A 15746-nucleotide genomic window follows, 5' to 3' on the forward strand; every position below is an offset into this window, starting at 1 on the left:
GGGAAAAGGAAAAAGAATGTTTGAATCGCTACAGGAACGTCTTGGTTCGATCCTGAACGGCCTCACCGGCCGCGGTGCCCTGTCCGAGGCGGATGTCTCGGCGGCGCTGCGCGAGGTGCGCCGTGCGCTGCTCGAGGCAGACGTAGCGCTGGAAGTGGTGCGCTCGTTCACCGACAAGGTGCGCGAGAAGGCCGTCGGCGCCGCCGTGGTCAAGTCGATCAAGCCCGGCCAGATGGTCGTCAAGATCGTCCATGATGAGCTGGTCGAGATGCTCGGCGCCGAGGGCGTCGCCATCGATCTCAATGCCCCGGCCCCGGTCGTCATCATGATGGTCGGCCTGCAGGGTTCCGGCAAGACGACCACTTCGGCCAAGATCGCCAAGCGCCTTTCCGAGCGTCAGAACAAGAAGGTCCTGATGGCCTCGCTCGACACGCGGCGCCCCGCCGCGCAGGAGCAGCTGCGCCAGCTCGGCGAACAGGTCAAGGTCGCCACGCTGCCGATCATCGACGGTCAGTCGCCGGTCGACATCGCGCGCCGTGCCGTGCAGGCGGCCAAGCTCGGCGGCCACGACGTCGTCATCCTCGACACCGCCGGCCGCACCCATATCGACGAGCCGCTGATGGTCGAGATGGCCGACATCAAGAAGGTGTCGAGCCCACACGAAATCTTGCTGGTCGCCGACTCGCTGACCGGCCAGGACGCCGTCAATCTGGCCAAGAGCTTCGACGAGCGCGTCGGCATCACCGGTCTCGTGCTGACCCGCATGGACGGCGACGGCCGCGGCGGCGCAGCACTTTCGATGCGCGCCGTCACCGGCAAGCCGATCAAGCTGATCGGCACCGGCGAAAAGATGGACGGGCTGGAGGAATTCCACCCCAAGCGCATCGCCGACCGCATCCTGGGCATGGGCGACATTGTCTCGCTCGTCGAGAAGGCCGCTGAAAACATCGACGCCGAGCAGGCGGCGGCGATGGCCAAGAAGATGCAGTCGGGCAAGTTCGACCTGAACGACCTCGCCAGCCAGCTTCAGCAGATGTCGAAGATGGGCGGCATGGGCGGCATCATGGGCATGATGCCCGGCATGGGCAAGATGAAGGACCAGATGGCGGCCGCCGGTCTCGACGATAAGATGTTCGGCCGCCAGCTCGCCATCATCTCGTCGATGACCAAGGCCGAGCGCGCCAACCCCGATCTGCTCAAGCATTCGCGCAAGAAGCGCATCGCCGCCGGTTCCGGCACCGACGCGGCCGAAATCAACAAGCTGCTGAAGATGCACCGCGGCATGGCCGACATGATGAAGGCGATGGGCGGCAAGGGCAAAGGCGGCGGCCTGATGCGCGGCATGATGGGCGGCCTCGCCAACAAGATGGGCCTCGGCGGCATGCCGGGCGGTATGGGTGGCATGATGGGCGGCGGCATGCCGGACCTGTCGAAGATGGATCCCAAGCAGCTCGAAGCCTTGCAGAAGCAAGCGCAGGCATCCGGCCTTGGCGGCATGAAGGGTCTTCCCGGTGGCGGTGGCCTGCCTGGGCTGCCCGGCGGCATGAAACTTCCCGGTCTGCCCGGAATGGGCGGCGGGCTGCCTGGCCTTGGCAAGAAGAAGTGAGGACGCCATGAACGAAGAAAAGGACATGGCCGACGCACGCACGATCCTGGCCGACTATCGCGCCTCGATCGACAACATCGACGCGGCCCTCATCCACATGCTGGCCGAGCGCTTCCGCTGCACCAAGGCGGTTGGCGTGCTGAAGGCGACGCATGGCCTGCCGCCGGCCGACCCAGCGCGCGAGCAGCAGCAGATCGCCCGGCTTCGCCAGCTGGCGAACGATGCCCATCTCGACCCGGATTTCGCGGAAAAATTCCTCAACTTCGTCGTCCGCGAAGTGATCCGCCACCACGAACAGATCGCCGCTTCGAGCAGCGGCGGGACAAAGACCCCGCTTCCAACGGCGTGATGAAAACCAACTGAAACCCGATCAACGAACTTAGAGTTTTTAGGAGAAAAGAAATGCCCTTGAAGATCCGACTGGCCCGCGCGGGCTCGAAGAAGCGTCCTTACTACCACGTCGTCATCGCCGACGCCCGTTCGCCGCGTGACGGGCGGTTCATCGAGTCGATCGGCTCGTGGAACCCGCTGCTGCCCAAGGACGGCGAACGCGTCAAGGTCGACGCCGACCGCGTCAAGCATTGGCTGGCGCATGGCGCCCAGCCGACCGACCGCGTGCTGCGCTTCCTCGACGAAGCCGGCCTGGTCAAGCGCGACGCCCGCTCCAACCCGAAGAAGGCCGAGCCGGGCAAGAAGGCGCAGGAACGCGCTTCGCTCTTTAAGAAGGCGCAGGAAGACGCCGCTGCCGCGGCAGCGACCGCCGCGGCGGCTCCGGCCGAGGCGGAAGCCGCTACCGCCGAATAGATATTGCCCTATCGCATCCAGGAAAACGGCGGGCCCAAGGCCCGCCGTTTTGCTATATCGACTTCACTTTCGAACGCGGCCCTATCAATAGCCGCTCGGGCAGCGGTCGACGTAGACGCGGCCATAACGATCACGGTAGCGGCATTCGCCAGGTTCGCTCGCCCGGCCGATCAACGCACCGGCCACGGCGCCGACAGCGCCACCGACGACGGCGCCTTCAACCGGATCGCCAGCGACCGCGGCGCCGACGGCAGCGCCACCCAATCCGCCGACAGCCGCGCCCTTTTCCGTTTGTGAACAAGCGGCGAGCGGCACCAGCAGGGCCATCAAAAGCATCGTTTTCTTCATTGTCGTTCCTCTCCAGCTAGGAGCCGCCTCCGCCGCCAAGCCAATATCTAACTCGCAACTGGGCGATTTGATCCCAAAGAGATTGCCGGCAAGGGGATTCAGGCTTCCAGCAGGGGCGGTGCTCGGATTGCGCCCGGCCCAGGCTGTGGACGTCGTGCGGGACATCGGTCTATCGGCTGAACGGGATCAGCGCGCGCACTCGTGGGTCGCGCAGACAGCGACGCGGCGCAGATCCTAGGATGACGAGAGAGGGGCGTCTCGGCCAATCTCCGAGGGGAGTGCCGTCCATGCCGGGCACCTACGAAAAATAGAACTTCTCGGCCGTTAGCATTTTCGGCGGGGTCTCGCCCAGCGCCTCGAACACCGAGATCTCGCAGACGCGGCACAGGCCGTCGAGGGCGAGGTCGTTGGCCTCGGTGCCGAACGGATCCTCGAGTTCTTCCGAAAGCGCATCGAGGCCGAAGAAGGTGTAGGCGATCAGCGCCGTGAACAGCGGCGTCGCCCAGCCGGCGGCGGAGACCAGCCCGAAGGGCAAGAGCAGGCAGAAGATATAGGCGGTGCGCTGCAGAAGCAGCGTATAGGCGAACGGCAAGGGTGTTCCCATGATGCGCTCGCATCCGGCCTGCGCGGCGGCGATTTCCGACAGGCGCTCGTCGAGGATGCGGTAGCCGATCGCATCGATCGCGCCGGCCTTGCGCAGCGCGGCGATGCGGCGGCCCATGCCACGCACCATTGCGTCCGGTGCGTTGGCTGCCTTGGCGACGATCTCGGTTTCGTCACCGATGAAAGCGCGGGCCTGCGGCGCCGCGTCGACGCGCCTGAGCAGACCGCGCAGAAAGTGGCAGAAGGCGATCGCCTCCATCAGCAGGCCGCGCAATTCCGTCCGGTCGTCGACCAGCCCGGCGGAGGCGCGTGCCAGGTTGCGGATGTCGAAGACGAGCTGGCCCCACAGTTTGCGCGCCTCCCACCAGCGGTCGTAGGCGGCGTTGTTGCGGAAACCGAGATAGATCGACAATGCCACGCCGAGCAGTGCGAATGGCGCGGTGCCGGCATTGCCGAAGTCGAGCTTCAGCGCCCGCGTAATCACCACCACCAGCGCGCCATAGGCCGCAAAGCCAAGGATCTGCGGCAGGATGCGCGGCACCACCGAGCCGCGCATGATGAAGAACAGGTGCAGAAGGCGTGGACGCGGGCGGACGATCATCAAAGGCCTTTCGCGGACCGGCGCTGGTCCTCAGCTGCTTTATTGTGCGACGCAACAGGTCCGCAAGCCCGGCCGCCAGCGACATAGCCATGTCGCCTGTGCAGCACGCGGACTATCGGCACCCGCCGGTCGCGGATATTGAGGAGCACGGGCTGCGGCCCTTTTCTATGGACGAGAGAAGACGAATGACCGGCGAAACCGATCTGAAGACACTGCTGGCATCGATGACGCCGGAACTGCTCGCCGGCACCTATGTCTTCGTTAGGCCGGCGCCTGACCTCGCTCAGCCGGAAGGCCTCGAGCCGGTGATGGTGTTCCGCGAGCGCGAGGGCGTGACGCTGATCGTGGCCGAGGAGGCGGCCAGCACAGCCGGCCTGACCGCTTCCTTCCGCTGCCGTATGGTGACGCTGAACATTCATTCGTCGCTGGAAGCGGTCGGCTTCCTCGCCGCCATCACCACGCGGCTCGCCGCGGCCGGCATGGGCGTAAATCCGGTCTCGGCCTTCTACCACGACCATCTGTTCGTCCCGGCCGAGCGGGCGGAGGAGGCGATGGAGCTGTTACGGGAACTAGCCAGGCAATCATTCGCGACCAAGGATTTACAGCGCGAGGATGTTGAGGCAATCGCAAGCGGCCGTATGTCATCGGAGAGCGATCATCTCGATGCCTTGCTCGATCCAAATTAGAGCATACGCATGTTTGATCAGTACCTGCAGACATACAGAATGTCCGGCAAGCCTTCTTCGTTGCCGGTGCCGTCGCCGAAGGACTCCGCGCGAAAACCATGGCGCTCGTAGAAGCGTCGGGCGCCGGTGTTGGCTTGGAAGCAATGCAGTTTCACGACCGCCAACGCAGCGGTCGCGTCCATTAGCAATCGGCTGCCGATGCCATGCCCCGTCCAGGCGGGATCGAGATAAAGCTGCTCCACCCATTCGCCGCTGACGGCAATGAAGCCGACAGTGGCCTTGCCAGCTTTGGCGACCGTCACTTGCTGCCGTGGCAGGACGACGTCGCGGATGAAGGCGAGGTCTTCGGTCGGTGTATGGATGACCGGCATCCAGTCGAATGAGCCAAGCGCTGCCCGCATGAGCCGGGCGATGGCGGCGGCGTCCGATCCAGTGGCCGGACGCAGGAAGACCTTGACGGGATCGTTCATAAAACGCTTCTCAATAAAGGGCGGTGCTGCCCCTCATCCCCCTGCCGGGACCTTCTCCCCGTGAACGGGAGAAGGGGGCTAACGGCCGAAGGCCGAGCCCGCGACCGCGGGCCGCCGGCTTTCCGGCGCCCTCGCGGAGGGCCAGCCGCGGCAGCGGCGATACGGCCCGTGAGCGAAAGCGAATCGGCCGAAGGCCGAGCCCGTGAACGAGATTAAGCCGCCTTCTTCTTCGGCTGGATCAGGCCACGCTCGACCAGCAGCTCGGCGATCTGCACCGCGTTCAGCGCCGCGCCCTTGCGCAAATTGTCGGAGACGATCCACATCGACAGACCGTTGTCGATGGTCGAATCCTCGCGGATGCGCGAGATGAAGGTGGCGTCCTCGCCGGCCGATTCCAGCGGCGTGATGTAGCCGCCGTCCTCGCGCTTGTCCAAGACCTGGCAACCCGGCGCCTCGCGCAGGATATCGCGCGCCTCGTCGGCGGTGATCGGCTTTTCGAACTCGATGTTGACCGCTTCCGAATGGCCGATGAACACCGGCACGCGCACGCAGGTCGCCGTCAGCTTGATCTTGGGGTCGAGCATCTTCTTGGTCTCGGCGACCATCTTCCACTCTTCCTTGGTGGAACCGTCGTCGAGGAAGACATCGATATGCGGGATGACGTTGAAGGCGATGCGCTTGGTGAACTTCTTGACCTCGACGCCATCGGCGACGAACACGGCGCGCGTCTGCGTGAACAGCTCGTCCATGCCTTCCTTTCCGGCCCCCGACACCGACTGATAGGTGGCGACGACGACGCGCTTGATGGTGGCGAAATCGTGCAGCGGCTTCAGCGCCACGACGAGCTGCGCCGTCGAGCAGTTCGGGTTGGCGATGATGTTCTTGCGCGTGAACAGCGAGATCGCATCCGGGTTCACTTCCGGCACGATCAGCGGCACGTCCTGGTCGTAGCGGAAGGCCGACGAATTATCGATGACGACGCAGCCCTGCTTGCCGATCTTCGGCGACCATTCCTTGGAGACGTTGCCGCCGGCCGACATGATGCAGATGTCGGTGTCGGAAAAATCATGCTGGTCGAGCGACTTGACCTTCAGCGTGCGGTCGCCGAACGACACTTCGGTGCCTTGGCTGCGCCGCGAGGCCAGCGCCACGACTTCGCTTACCGGAAAGCCGCGCTCTTCCAGTATGTTGAGCATTTCCCGGCCCACATTGCCCGTGGCGCCGACGATCGCTACCTTGAAACTCATTAGAAATCTCCTGTCCCTCTCCGCTTGGTTTTTGGAGAAACCCGCCGGCCGGTGCGGGTTCCGTCCCCCGGGCCGGACCCGGGAGAGGGTGGTTAGGCCAAGGGAATCACACCGTTTTGGTGGTTTTGGCCATAGTTTTGCTGGAACGGGGAGACGCGCCGACGCGCCCGGCCCAATGGTGTGCATTGCGGCCAGGGAGGTCGAATGCAAGAACCGCCATCAAAAGGCCGCGCATCGAAACTATCCTGTTCGGTGCCGGCTTTTACGCGGTTTGCGTCAAGAGTCAATTGCCGAGCGACCTCGGTTTCCCGCGCACCCTGTACAATGGCGGCTGCGCGAAGTACGAACGAGCAAGATTGTTTTGGCTGGCGCGAGGTCGGCCCCGGCATGTGCTCCATGATGAGCGCAGACCCTAAATTCCGAAAGAGTAAGATGTCCAACTTCGAAGCACTTGTCCCAGCGCTTGCCAGGGCGCTGGAAAAACGCGGCTATTCCGAGCTGACGCCGGTACAAAAGGCGGTTGTTGCCCCCGAACTCGGCCAAGCCGATGCGCTGGTGTCGGCACAGACCGGCTCCGGCAAGACGGTAGCCTTCGGCCTTGCCTTGGCGCCGACCTTGCTTGACGGCGCGGAGCGCTTTGGCCACGCCGCGGCACCGCTGGCGCTGGCCGTGGCGCCGACGCGCGAACTGGCGCTGCAGGTGACGCGCGAGCTGGAATGGCTCTACGAGCTGACCGGCGCCACGGTGGCGTCCTGCGTCGGCGGCATGGACATGCGCTCGGAGCGGCGTGTGCTGGAGCGCGGCGCCCATATCGTCGTCGGCACGCCCGGCCGGCTGCGCGACCACATCACGCGGCGCTCGCTCGACATGTCGGCGCTCAAGGCGGTGGTGCTCGACGAGGCCGACGAGATGCTCGACCTCGGCTTTCGCGAGGACCTCGAATTCATCCTCGACGCCGCACCCGCCGAGCGCCGCACGCTGATGTTCTCGGCCACCGTGCCGCGTTCCATCGCCACGCTCGCGCAAGGGTACCAGCGCGATGCCGTGCGCATTTCGGCCGCCGGCGAGGAAAAGCAGCATCTCGACATCGAATACCGGGCGCTGAGCGTCGCCCAGCCCGACCGGGAAAACGCCATCATCAACGTGCTGCGTTTCTATGAGGCGAAGAACGCGCTGGTGTTCTGCAACACACGTGCCGCCGTCAATCATCTGACCGCGCGCTTCAACAACCGCAACTTCTCTGTTGTCGCACTGTCCGGCGAGCTCAGCCAGAACGAACGCAGCCACGCGTTGCAGGCCATGCGCGACGGCCGCGCAAAGGTCTGCATCGCCACCGATGTGGCGGCGCGCGGCATCGACCTGCCCAACCTCGAACTGGTCATCCACGCCGACCTGCCGACCAACCCGGAAACGCTGCTGCACCGCAGCGGCCGCACCGGCCGCGCCGGGCGCAAGGGCGTCAGCGCGCTGATCGTGCCCAACAGCGCCCGCAAGCGCACCGAACGGCTGTTGCAGAACGCCGGCCTCAAGGCGACGTGGGCGAGCCCCCCCTCGGCCGACGACGTGATACGGCGCGACGACGAACGCATCATTGCCGATCCGGTCTTCGACGAACCGGTGAAGGAGGACGAGCGCGGCTTCATCGACGCGCTGCTCGCCAAACATGGCGCCGAACAGGTGGCCGCCGCCTTCGTGCGCCAGTGCCGCGCCAGCCGCTCGGCGCCCGAGGATCTCATGGAAATCGCGCCGTTCACGCCATCGCGTGAAAGACCGGCGGGCGAAGGTTTCGCAGGCCGCGACGAGGCACCCAGCCGCCGCGACGATTTCGGCGCCAGCGTCTGGTTCTCGCTGTCGATCGGGCGCCGGCAGAATGCCGAACCGCGCTGGCTGATCCCGATGCTGTGCCGCACCGGCAGCATTAGCAAGCGCGAGATCGGCGCCATCAAGATGCAACCGGAAGAGACCTTCGTGCAGATCGCCGCCGACTGGGCCGACCGCTTCCTGGCCGCGATCGGTCCCGACCGCAAATTGCAAGGCAACGTTCTGGTGAAGCGGTTGGACGGCCAGCCCGACCTGTCGCGCGCGGGCTACCAGGCTCCGAGCCCCGACAAGAAACCACATCGCGGCAAAGGAACGTTCGACCCAACCGCGCCGAAGCGGAAATTCGAGAAACGCGCACCGGCCTCAGCCGATCAGCGTCCGGCGACCGCGCATGAGGCAAAGCCGTGGGCGAAAAACCCGGGCAAGCCGAAATTCGACAACACAGGCGCGCCAAAGCACAAGAAGGCGAAGAAGCGGCCTTCCTAAAACCTTGATCGGCGGGACGCGCTGGCCTGCAGGCCTGCCTTGATGGCGGCCCAGCTTGCCGTCGCCGGTGTTGGCCGATGGTTTTGGGCGATGCGCCCCACCAGCGAGGAACGCCACGCATGGTCCTCCGCCATCTTGCGGATCGCCGCATACCAGCCTTGCTGGTCCTGCGAATCGATTGCCGGCATCAGGCCGCCGCTCGCCTCGATCAGCGACGGCGCCGTCGAGACGATGACAGGAATGCCGAAGTCGAGGCATTCGGAGGCTCCATAGCCCCAGCCTTCGATATGCGAAGGAAAGACGCCGAAAGAGGCGCTGCGATAGTATCGGATGAGCTCCTCATCGCTGATCAGCCCGGTGAACGTGACTTGCTCGAGCAGCTTGGGATGGGCCTTGAGAAAAGCGCGCAGCGGCTCGATCATCCAGCCCCAGCGCCCGGCGCAGACGAGCCTCGGCAGCTTGACGCCTTCGTCAAGCGCCTGCTGCCAGATCCGCGCCAGCAGGATGTGGTTCTTGCGGACTTCGATGGTCGAGCAATAGAGCACGAACGGCTCGGCGACTTCGATGCGCGAAGTCTTGCCGGCGCGCGATGCCGTCTCGTGCAGGATGGAGGGCATTGGAAAACGATACACGACCGGCGCGGCGATTCCGGCTTTGCGCATATGATCGGTCAGCGTGGCACCGACTTCGTCGGAGGCGCAAAACGCCGGCGCGCCGGAGCGGACGAGGTGCTCGAGATAGGATCCGAAGCGGGTCTCGCGCGTGCCCGCACCGAGCAGGTCCGGGCGCAATGCCGGGATGAGATCGTGGCAAAGGAAAGCAACGTCGCCGGCGCCACCCGAGACGGCGGATCGGTCTTCCGAGGTCAGGATGTGATGGCTGATGAGCACCGGACCCGGCTCCGCCCCGCGCGGCAAGGGGCTCAGCCTCCAGTCGCAAGCCCAACCCGACCCGCCGGTACAGGCGATAGGCGAAGATCAGCAGCCTTGTCGCTTGGAACCCAATTCCCTTCCTGCCGTTGGTCACCGTCCTGGCAAGGTGACGGTCGGTATCGCGCTTGCCCCACGGATATTGCCTCACCGCCTCGAAAGCTTCCGATAGCGCTATGCGTCTTCCCGGCCATTTTTTGACGCGCCAAGGCGAGATCTCGCCCGTCGCGACATGCTCCTGTTCGAAAGGCGCCAGAGGCCGAAACCGGCCCGACCTGAACGCCACCACCTCCGCGAGGGTCGGGATCGGCCAGGGCCGCGTTGATGAGAAAGCTTTCCACCCGTGGGATGCCTGCCAGACCCTCGCCGGGCGGCCAGAACATCAGGCCGGTGGCATCGATGGCCAGTCTCGGAGGCCTTGTGACCTCTTTGTCCTCAGTCACGACGCTGGCATCGGAACGCTCGACTGTCATTATCTGCTTTTGGGTCTGCCTTTGGCGAAGGCGTGTCGGCGGCTGTAACCGTTGGCCTTTGCGGCACCTTCGTGCTGGTGACCCTCCTGCCCAGCCTCGGCATGACCGTCCGCCGCATCCATGACATCGGGCTTTCGGGCTGGCTTTACCTGGTGGTGCTCATCCCGACCATCGGCAGCCTGATCATCCTGGTCTTCGCGCTGATCCCGACGCAGGCACGGGAAAACCAGTGGGGGCCGGTGCCCACGGGCGTCCGAGTTTAATCTGGCGTGCATATTGCAGTCTACCGCAACCCTGGATAGTATTCTCATCGCGGCATGGATGGGGGTAGGGCATGCAGGGCGCGGTGCTTCACTACGAAGGATCAGGACTACGGCTACATCAATGGAGTCGACGGCAAGCGTTCTTCGTCCGTTATTGCGCGCCGTGCCGTCATCCGGCTGGAATTCGACGAGGGTGCCGCTGACGAGGGCCGCCCCCTGATTCAGATCGTTACGTGGCCGTGAGTTCGACCACGATCTCGTCACCCCCCGGCGGCCAGCTCGGCCGTACCGACGAAAACCGGTCCACTCGTTCCACGGGACTGTGGGCATACTTCCGGAACACGGTGAGCCTGAACTATTTCAATTTCAACGGACGCGCCCGCCGCAAGGAATTCTGGGCCTTTTGGCTATGCTTTAATCTTGTGCTGGTGACGCTGCCTGGCTTCGGGATACTCGTCAATCTGGCCATCAACGGCTTCGGCATCAATGCGGGCAGGACGTCGATCGGATTCCTACCCGCCATTGTCTTCCTCCTGGCATTCGGCCTGCCGTGGATCGCGCTTACCGTGCGGCGTCTTCACGACATCGGCCTGAGTGGCTGGCTTGTCTTGATCTGCTTCATCCCAGTTATCGGCGAAGCGGTCTTGTTGGTCTTCGGGCTGATCGAGTCCCAGGTGGGCGAAAACCCCTGGGGCCAGGTGCCGGCAGGCGTCAGGGTCTAGGGGCGATCGCCTTCAAGTCGTCGTTCGAAAGCCTGAGAAATACCTTCTGGCCGTGGCGTTGGGCGCCGAGCCGCTCGTAAAAACGCAACGCGCCCTCGTTCCAATCTTCGGTGGTCAGGTCGATACGGCCAATACCGTGGCTGAGGCAATGATCTGCGAGAAAGCCGATCAGCGCTCGGCCGACGCCGGCGTTGCGGATGTTGTCGCGCACGAACAGGTCCTTGAGGAACAGCAGCCGCTCAAGATCGATACCTGGATGTGCGATCGCCACCGACGCCAAGCCGCTGACCCCGCCGTCGACGAAGGCGAGCGCGAAATGCGGATAGGCCGGGCTTTCCTCACCAAGCCATTTGCGTGCAGCAGATAGGGCCCGGTCGGCATCGAGAGGCGGCTGCCGGTAATGCTCCGCCATCTCGCACAGTATGGCCGCGAGTGCCGCGGCGTCCTCGATCGTCGCCCAGCGGACGTCGACCGCCATAGGATCAGCCCAGGAACCTGGCGATGATCGCGTCGCCCATCTCAACGGTGCCGACCTCGGTCATGCCGGGAGAGAAAATATCCTTGGTGCGCAGGCCTGCGTCGAGCACGGCGGCGATCGCGCCTTCGACACGGTCGGCCTCATCAACCATGCCGAAGGAATAGCGCAGGCACATGGCGAAGGAGGCGATCATGGCGATCGGGTTGGCAATGCCCTTGCCGGCAATGTCGGGCGCCGAGCCGTGCACCGGCTCGTACAGCGCCTTGCGCTTCTTGGTCTTCACATCAGGCGCGCCGAGCGAGGCCGACGGCAGCATGCCGATCGAGCCGGTCAGCATGGCGGCGATGTCGGACAGCATGTCGCCGAACAGATTGTCGGTGACGATGACGTCGAACTGCTTCGGCCAGCGCACCAGCTGCATGCCGCCGGCATCGGCCAGCATGTGGTCGAGCTTGACGTCTGAATAGCGCGCCTTGTGGGTCTGGGTGACGACTTCGTTCCACAGCACGCCCGACTTCATCACATTGCGCTTTTCCATCGAGGTGACGTGGTTCTTGCGGGTGCGTGCGAGTTCGAAGGCGACGCCCGAAATGCGCTCGATCTCGAACGTGTCGTAAACCTGCGTGTCGATGCCGCGCTTCTGGCCATTGCCGAGATCGATGATCTGCTTCGGCTCGCCGAAATAGACGCCGCCGGTCAGCTCGCGCACGATCAAGATGTCGAGACCTTCGACCACCTCCTGCTTGAGCGAGGAGGACGCCGCAAGTGCTGGATAGCAGATGGCCGGGCGCAGATTGGCGAACAGCTCCATGTCCTTGCGCAGGCGCAGCAGGCCGGCTTCGGGGCGCACCTCGTAAGGCACCGCGTCCCATGTCGGACCGCCGACGGCGCCGAACAGCACCGCGTCGGCCGCTATTGCCTTTGCCATATCGGCGTCGGAGATCGCCGCGCCATGCGCATCATAGGCGCAGCCGCCGACCAGGCCCTCGTCAGTGGAAAAATCGCTGCCGAGCTTGTCGTTCATGACAGCGATCAGTTTCTTGACCTCGGCCATGGCCTCCGGACCGATGCCGTCGCCGGGGAGCAGGAAAAGATGCTTCGTTGCCATGGAGAACCGTCCCAGAAAGAATTTGAACCGCGGCCTTGCTAAACGCCAGGCGGCCCGTGCGCAAGGGGACGAGCGCCGAGATCCTTCACACCCCCCTCTGCCCTGCCGGGCATCTCCCCCGCAAGGGGGGAGATCGAATGTTACTTCGGCCTTCGCCAATCGTTGGCGTGGAAATGGGTAGGACGACGAAACTGCCAATCTCCCCCCTTGCGGGGGAGATGTCCGGCAGGACAGAGGGGGGTGCTGTCCCGCCAGCGTCGGGGAGTCCTGTGGCCCGGCTACCGATGCGAGAGAATGTTGACCAGCCGGCCGAACGGATCGCGCACATAGAAGCGCCGCACGCCCCAGGGCTCGTCGGCCGGTCCGTATTCGATGACGAAGCCGGCGGTCTTCATGGCATTGAGCGCCGCATCGACATCGTCGACCTCGATCGAGAGATCCGGCACCGGCGTGCCGGAGCCGCCTTGCGCCATGAAGCTGACCTGCACCTGCATCTTTTCATCGGAACCGTAGGTGGCGATCCAGCCAAGATCCATGAGCACATCGAGGCCGAGCACGTCCTGGTAGAAGCGCTTCGCCGCGGCGATATCAGGTGTCTCGATGTTGGCGACGATACGCCGGACTTTCATCCGCCCGCCTTTCATGCCGTGCGCCGCAGCGCCGTCACTTCGATCTCGATCTTCATTTCCGGTCTGTTGAGCTGGCAGACGATCATCGTCGCCGCCGGCCTGATGTCGCCGAACGTCTCGCCGAGGATCGGGAAGACCATATCCACGAAGGCCTGGTCGGTGATGTAGTAATGCGCCCGCACCACGTCGGCCATTTCGAAGCCGCCGTCATGAAGCGCCTTGCCGATCGTCGCCAGGCAATTGCGCGTCTGTGCTTCGACCGTATCCGGCATCGTCATCGTCGCATAGTCGTAGCCGGTCGTTCCGGACACGAAACACCAATCGCCCTGCACCACCGCGCGTGAATAACCGGCGGTTTTTTCGAACGGCGAGCCGGTGGAGATCAGTTTTCGCATGGGTGTCCTCACAGAATTGTGGCGGCCATTCTGCAGGCAAGATGCCGGTCCGGCCATGGGCCAACGCAGAGGGATCGGCGGTGCAAACCTCGATGCCGGCGGGGCAGCACCCCCCTCTGCCCTGCCGGCCATCTCCCCCGCAAGGAGGGAGATCGCATATCATGAATGCTTTCGCCAATTACCAACGTTGCAGAGATGGCAGAGCGCCGAAGCTGCCAATCTCCCCCCTTGCGGGGGAGATGCCCGGCAGGGCAGAGGGGGGTGTGAAGGATCGCGGCGGACAATTCCTTTCCGCAACACGACGACGGTGCGGCCGCCGTCGCGCAAAATACCTAATTCGCCGACCCCTGCGCCTTGTCCAGCGCCTCTTTCACATCGGCCGGCCATGTCGCCACCGGCGGCCAGGCGTTCGGCTCGCCATTGTCGCCGCGGCGGGCGAAATAGAGTTTGTGCTTGGCCGGGTCGACCGCCATGAAACCGTCATTGCCGCCGCAGTCATGCGGCACGCAGCCGCTGGCGTAGAAGGCGCCCGACGCTGTCTTTTCCGTGCCGCCGCCGACCAGCAGGCTGGTCGCCATGTCGGGCATGTCCTTGCCCAGCAGCTTTTCGGCTTCCTTGTAGACAGCCTCGTTGTGGAAGGCATCGATGATGTTCTGGTACTTTTCCGGATCGATGTCCTTCCAGTCCGTGCCGGGTTCCGGCATATAGCTCAGATTGCCCGAAATCGTCAGCCCGTCCGTCGGCGACCACTGCAAGGCCGGCTTCTGATCCCCCGGCAACAGATAGGGCACGAAATAGATGGCGTTGTCGGACACCGCCGATGGCGGCGCACCGCACTGGTCCTGTTCGACGGTGGTGCTCTGGATGGTGCCGCCTTCCGGCTTCCAGACGATCACTGTCGCCGGCCCGCATTGATTGCCGCCATCGCCGACATCGAACAGCGCCACCTTGACGCCGCCGACCTCGACTATTCTGTCGAAGAAGACGTCATAGTTGGTGGCCAGCTGCTTGCCGTCGAAGGCAAGCACCTTCTCACCGTCCTGCTCCGGTTGGGTGATGGTCAGCTGGCCGCCCTCGAATGGCACAGGCGCCTGTTTGTCGTCATCCGAAGCGTCGGCGGCGTCTGTCCCCTGATCCGTGGCAGGCTTTTCGGCCGCCGACGCGGCGGGCGTCTGTGTCTGGGCGTGGCCCACGGCAGTCAGCAGAAGAAACGCCAGCCCGCAGGTGCCGGCAAGAAGCGAACGAGTCATGACCGTCCCTCCACTCAGTCGCAACGAACCCGGCTTGAAAGCGGCCGGGGCCTATCCGCCCGGAGCGTGCCGCTCAGGCCCACGGGCGCTGTTCGGCGTTCTTCTTCTCGAACGAAGCGATGGCGCCGGCCTTCTCCATGGTCAGGCCGATGTCGTCGAGCCCGTTGAGCAGGCAGTGCCGCTTGAAGTCGTCGAGGTCGAACGTGACCACGCCGCCATCCGGTCCACGGATTTCCTTGGCTTCGAGATCGACCGACACCGTGGCGTTGGAGCCGCGCGACGCGTCGTCCATCAGCTTCTCGAGATCCTCTGGGCTGACGGTGATCGGCAGGATGCCGTTCTTGAAGCAGTTGTTATAGAAAATGTCGGCGAACGAGGTCGAGATGACGCAACGGATGCCGAAGTCGAGCAGCGCCCACGGCGCGTGCTCTCTGCTTGAGCCACAGCCGAAATTGTCGCCGGCGACCAGGATCTGCGCCTTGCGATAGGCCGGTTTGTTGAGCACGAAATCCGGATTTTCCGAACCGTCGTCGTTGTAGCGCATTTCGGCGAACAGGCCGGTGCCGAGCCCGGTGCGCTTGATCGTCTTCAGATAATCCTTCGGGATGATCATGTCGGTGTCGACATTGACGATCGGCATCGGAGCGGCGACGCCGGTGAGCTTGGTGAATTTTTCCATGGCTTTTGCCCGTATTTTCGTTGCGGGGGAATTTGCTGACGCCGGTTTACACAAAGCCGGCGGCAAATAAAAGGCAACTGTTTGTGCGCGGTGGCGCAAGCCACGATGGATGTCACCCGAAATTGGCTCCGGTTTTCGGCCGCAAGGG

The 15746-nt window shown here is 64.2% G+C and carries 16 protein-coding genes and 2 pseudogenes; 7 read left to right on the top strand and 11 right to left on the bottom strand.

Going from position 1 to position 15746, the window contains the following annotated elements; genetic code table 11:
* Positions 1–16 precede the first annotated feature (16 nt).
* Genes ffh through rpsP form a run of 3 tightly spaced genes read left to right on the top strand, consistent with a single transcriptional unit; the run spans position 17 to position 2410 of the window.
* Positions 17–1606 (top strand): signal recognition particle protein, encoded by a 1590-nt coding sequence (gene ffh, locus NKG99_RS08915; RefSeq protein ID WP_352866427.1) that lies wholly within the window; start codon positions 17–19, stop codon positions 1604–1606.
* A gap of 7 nt (positions 1607–1613) precedes the next feature.
* Positions 1614–1955 carry a chorismate mutase gene (locus NKG99_RS08920; RefSeq protein ID WP_352866429.1) on the top strand — a complete coding sequence of 114 codons (342 nt, stop codon included), beginning with the start codon at positions 1614–1616 and terminating at the stop codon, positions 1953–1955.
* A gap of 53 nt (positions 1956–2008) precedes the next feature.
* The gene (gene rpsP, locus NKG99_RS08925) at positions 2009–2410 is read left to right on the top strand and encodes a 30S ribosomal protein S16 (RefSeq protein ID WP_352866432.1); all 402 of its coding nucleotides are present in this window, start codon (positions 2009–2011) and stop codon (positions 2408–2410) included.
* Positions 2411–2494: 84 nt separating this feature from the next.
* On the opposite strand, the gene NKG99_RS08930 is transcribed toward rpsP, so the two are convergent.
* Both NKG99_RS08930 and NKG99_RS08935 read right to left on the bottom strand, forming a co-directional pair.
* Positions 2495–2758: a YMGG-like glycine zipper-containing protein gene (locus NKG99_RS08930; RefSeq protein WP_352866435.1), complete on the bottom strand. Its 264-nt coding sequence runs from the start codon at positions 2756–2758 to the stop codon at positions 2495–2497.
* 298 nt (positions 2759–3056) lie between these two features.
* Complete coding sequence (locus NKG99_RS08935; RefSeq protein ID WP_352866438.1) at positions 3057–3962, bottom strand: bestrophin family protein; 906 nt, start codon at positions 3960–3962, stop codon at positions 3057–3059.
* A gap of 185 nt (positions 3963–4147) precedes the next feature.
* Between NKG99_RS08935 and NKG99_RS08940 the strand changes: the two are divergent.
* Positions 4148–4546: pseudogene (locus tag NKG99_RS08940) on the top strand (ACT domain-containing protein); the annotation flags it as partial.
* Positions 4547–4665: 119 nt separating this feature from the next.
* Here NKG99_RS08940 and NKG99_RS08945 read toward each other — a convergent pair.
* Positions 4666–5118 carry a GNAT family N-acetyltransferase gene (locus NKG99_RS08945; protein WP_352866441.1) on the bottom strand — a complete coding sequence of 151 codons (453 nt, stop codon included), beginning with the start codon at positions 5116–5118 and terminating at the stop codon, positions 4666–4668.
* Between the two features lie 212 nt (positions 5119–5330).
* On the bottom strand, positions 5331–6365 hold the full coding sequence (locus NKG99_RS08950; protein WP_352866444.1) for an aspartate-semialdehyde dehydrogenase: 1035 nt from the start codon (positions 6363–6365) through the stop codon (positions 5331–5333).
* A 432-nt stretch (positions 6366–6797) separates the two neighbouring features.
* Here NKG99_RS08950 and NKG99_RS08955 point away from each other — a divergent pair, with 432 nt between their 5' ends.
* Complete coding sequence (locus NKG99_RS08955) at positions 6798–8672, top strand: DEAD/DEAH box helicase (protein ID WP_352866447.1); 1875 nt, start codon at positions 6798–6800, stop codon at positions 8670–8672.
* Here NKG99_RS08955 and NKG99_RS08960 read toward each other — a convergent pair.
* Positions 8669–9589, bottom strand: a complete 921-nt coding sequence (locus NKG99_RS08960) for a glycosyltransferase (protein ID WP_352866448.1) — start codon at positions 9587–9589, stop codon at positions 8669–8671. The genes NKG99_RS08955 and NKG99_RS08960 overlap by 4 nt on opposite strands.
* Positions 9590–10094: 505 nt before the next feature.
* Here NKG99_RS08960 and NKG99_RS08965 point away from each other — a divergent pair.
* Together NKG99_RS08965 and NKG99_RS08970 are read left to right on the top strand one after the other, a co-directional pair.
* Positions 10095–10337, top strand: a pseudogene (locus tag NKG99_RS08965) (DUF805 domain-containing protein); the annotation flags it as partial.
* Between the two features lie 233 nt (positions 10338–10570).
* Positions 10571–11059 (top strand): DUF805 domain-containing protein, encoded by a 489-nt coding sequence (locus tag NKG99_RS08970; protein ID WP_352866451.1) that lies wholly within the window; start codon positions 10571–10573, stop codon positions 11057–11059.
* Here the strand turns inward: NKG99_RS08970 and NKG99_RS08975 are convergent.
* From NKG99_RS08975 to leuD, 6 genes are all read right to left on the bottom strand, one after another.
* Positions 11049–11537, bottom strand: coding sequence for a GNAT family N-acetyltransferase (locus NKG99_RS08975; RefSeq protein ID WP_352866454.1), 489 nt, complete (start codon positions 11535–11537; stop codon positions 11049–11051). The genes NKG99_RS08970 and NKG99_RS08975 overlap by 11 nt on opposite strands.
* Positions 11538–11541: 4 nt before the next feature.
* Entirely contained in the window at positions 11542–12645 is a 1104-nt protein-coding gene (leuB, locus tag NKG99_RS08980) for a 3-isopropylmalate dehydrogenase (RefSeq protein ID WP_352866455.1), read from the bottom strand.
* 278 nt (positions 12646–12923) lie between these two features.
* On the bottom strand, positions 12924–13274 hold the full coding sequence (locus tag NKG99_RS08985; protein WP_352866457.1) for a VOC family protein: 351 nt from the start codon (positions 13272–13274) through the stop codon (positions 12924–12926).
* An 11-nt stretch (positions 13275–13285) separates the two neighbouring features.
* Complete coding sequence (locus NKG99_RS08990; RefSeq protein WP_352866459.1) at positions 13286–13669, bottom strand: RidA family protein; 384 nt, start codon at positions 13667–13669, stop codon at positions 13286–13288.
* Positions 13670–14001: 332 nt separating this feature from the next.
* The gene (locus NKG99_RS08995) at positions 14002–14919 is read right to left on the bottom strand and encodes an Ivy family c-type lysozyme inhibitor (RefSeq protein WP_352866462.1); all 918 of its coding nucleotides are present in this window, start codon (positions 14917–14919) and stop codon (positions 14002–14004) included.
* Between the two features lie 73 nt (positions 14920–14992).
* Entirely contained in the window at positions 14993–15598 is a 606-nt protein-coding gene (gene leuD / locus NKG99_RS09000; RefSeq protein ID WP_352662390.1) for a 3-isopropylmalate dehydratase small subunit, read from the bottom strand.
* Positions 15599–15746 lie beyond the last annotated feature (148 nt).

The sequence above is a fragment of the Mesorhizobium sp. M1409 genome, from assembly GCF_040317535.1.
Lineage (GTDB): Bacteria > Pseudomonadota > Alphaproteobacteria > Rhizobiales > Rhizobiaceae > Mesorhizobium.

Coding starts and splice junctions, on each gene's coding strand:
- ffh (WP_352866427.1), top strand. CDS start 17: ATGTTTGAATCGCTACAGGAACGTCTTGGTTCGATCCTGAACGGCCTC.
- NKG99_RS08920 (WP_352866429.1), top strand. CDS start 1,614: ATGAACGAAGAAAAGGACATGGCCGACGCACGCACGATCCTGGCCGAC.
- rpsP (WP_352866432.1), top strand. CDS start 2,009: ATGCCCTTGAAGATCCGACTGGCCCGCGCGGGCTCGAAGAAGCGTCCT.
- NKG99_RS08930 (WP_352866435.1), bottom strand. CDS start 2,758: ATGAAGAAAACGATGCTTTTGATGGCCCTGCTGGTGCCGCTCGCCGCT.
- NKG99_RS08935 (WP_352866438.1), bottom strand. CDS start 3,962: ATGATCGTCCGCCCGCGTCCACGCCTTCTGCACCTGTTCTTCATCATG.
- NKG99_RS08945 (WP_352866441.1), bottom strand. CDS start 5,118: ATGAACGATCCCGTCAAGGTCTTCCTGCGTCCGGCCACTGGATCGGAC.
- NKG99_RS08950 (WP_352866444.1), bottom strand. CDS start 6,365: ATGAGTTTCAAGGTAGCGATCGTCGGCGCCACGGGCAATGTGGGCCGG.
- NKG99_RS08955 (WP_352866447.1), top strand. CDS start 6,798: ATGTCCAACTTCGAAGCACTTGTCCCAGCGCTTGCCAGGGCGCTGGAA.
- NKG99_RS08975 (WP_352866454.1), bottom strand. CDS start 11,537: ATGGCGGTCGACGTCCGCTGGGCGACGATCGAGGACGCCGCGGCACTC.
- leuB (WP_352866455.1), bottom strand. CDS start 12,645: ATGGCAACGAAGCATCTTTTCCTGCTCCCCGGCGACGGCATCGGTCCG.
- NKG99_RS08985 (WP_352866457.1), bottom strand. CDS start 13,274: ATGAAAGTCCGGCGTATCGTCGCCAACATCGAGACACCTGATATCGCC.
- NKG99_RS08990 (WP_352866459.1), bottom strand. CDS start 13,669: ATGCGAAAACTGATCTCCACCGGCTCGCCGTTCGAAAAAACCGCCGGT.
- NKG99_RS08995 (WP_352866462.1), bottom strand. CDS start 14,919: ATGACTCGTTCGCTTCTTGCCGGCACCTGCGGGCTGGCGTTTCTTCTG.
- leuD (WP_352662390.1), bottom strand. CDS start 15,598: ATGGAAAAATTCACCAAGCTCACCGGCGTCGCCGCTCCGATGCCGATC.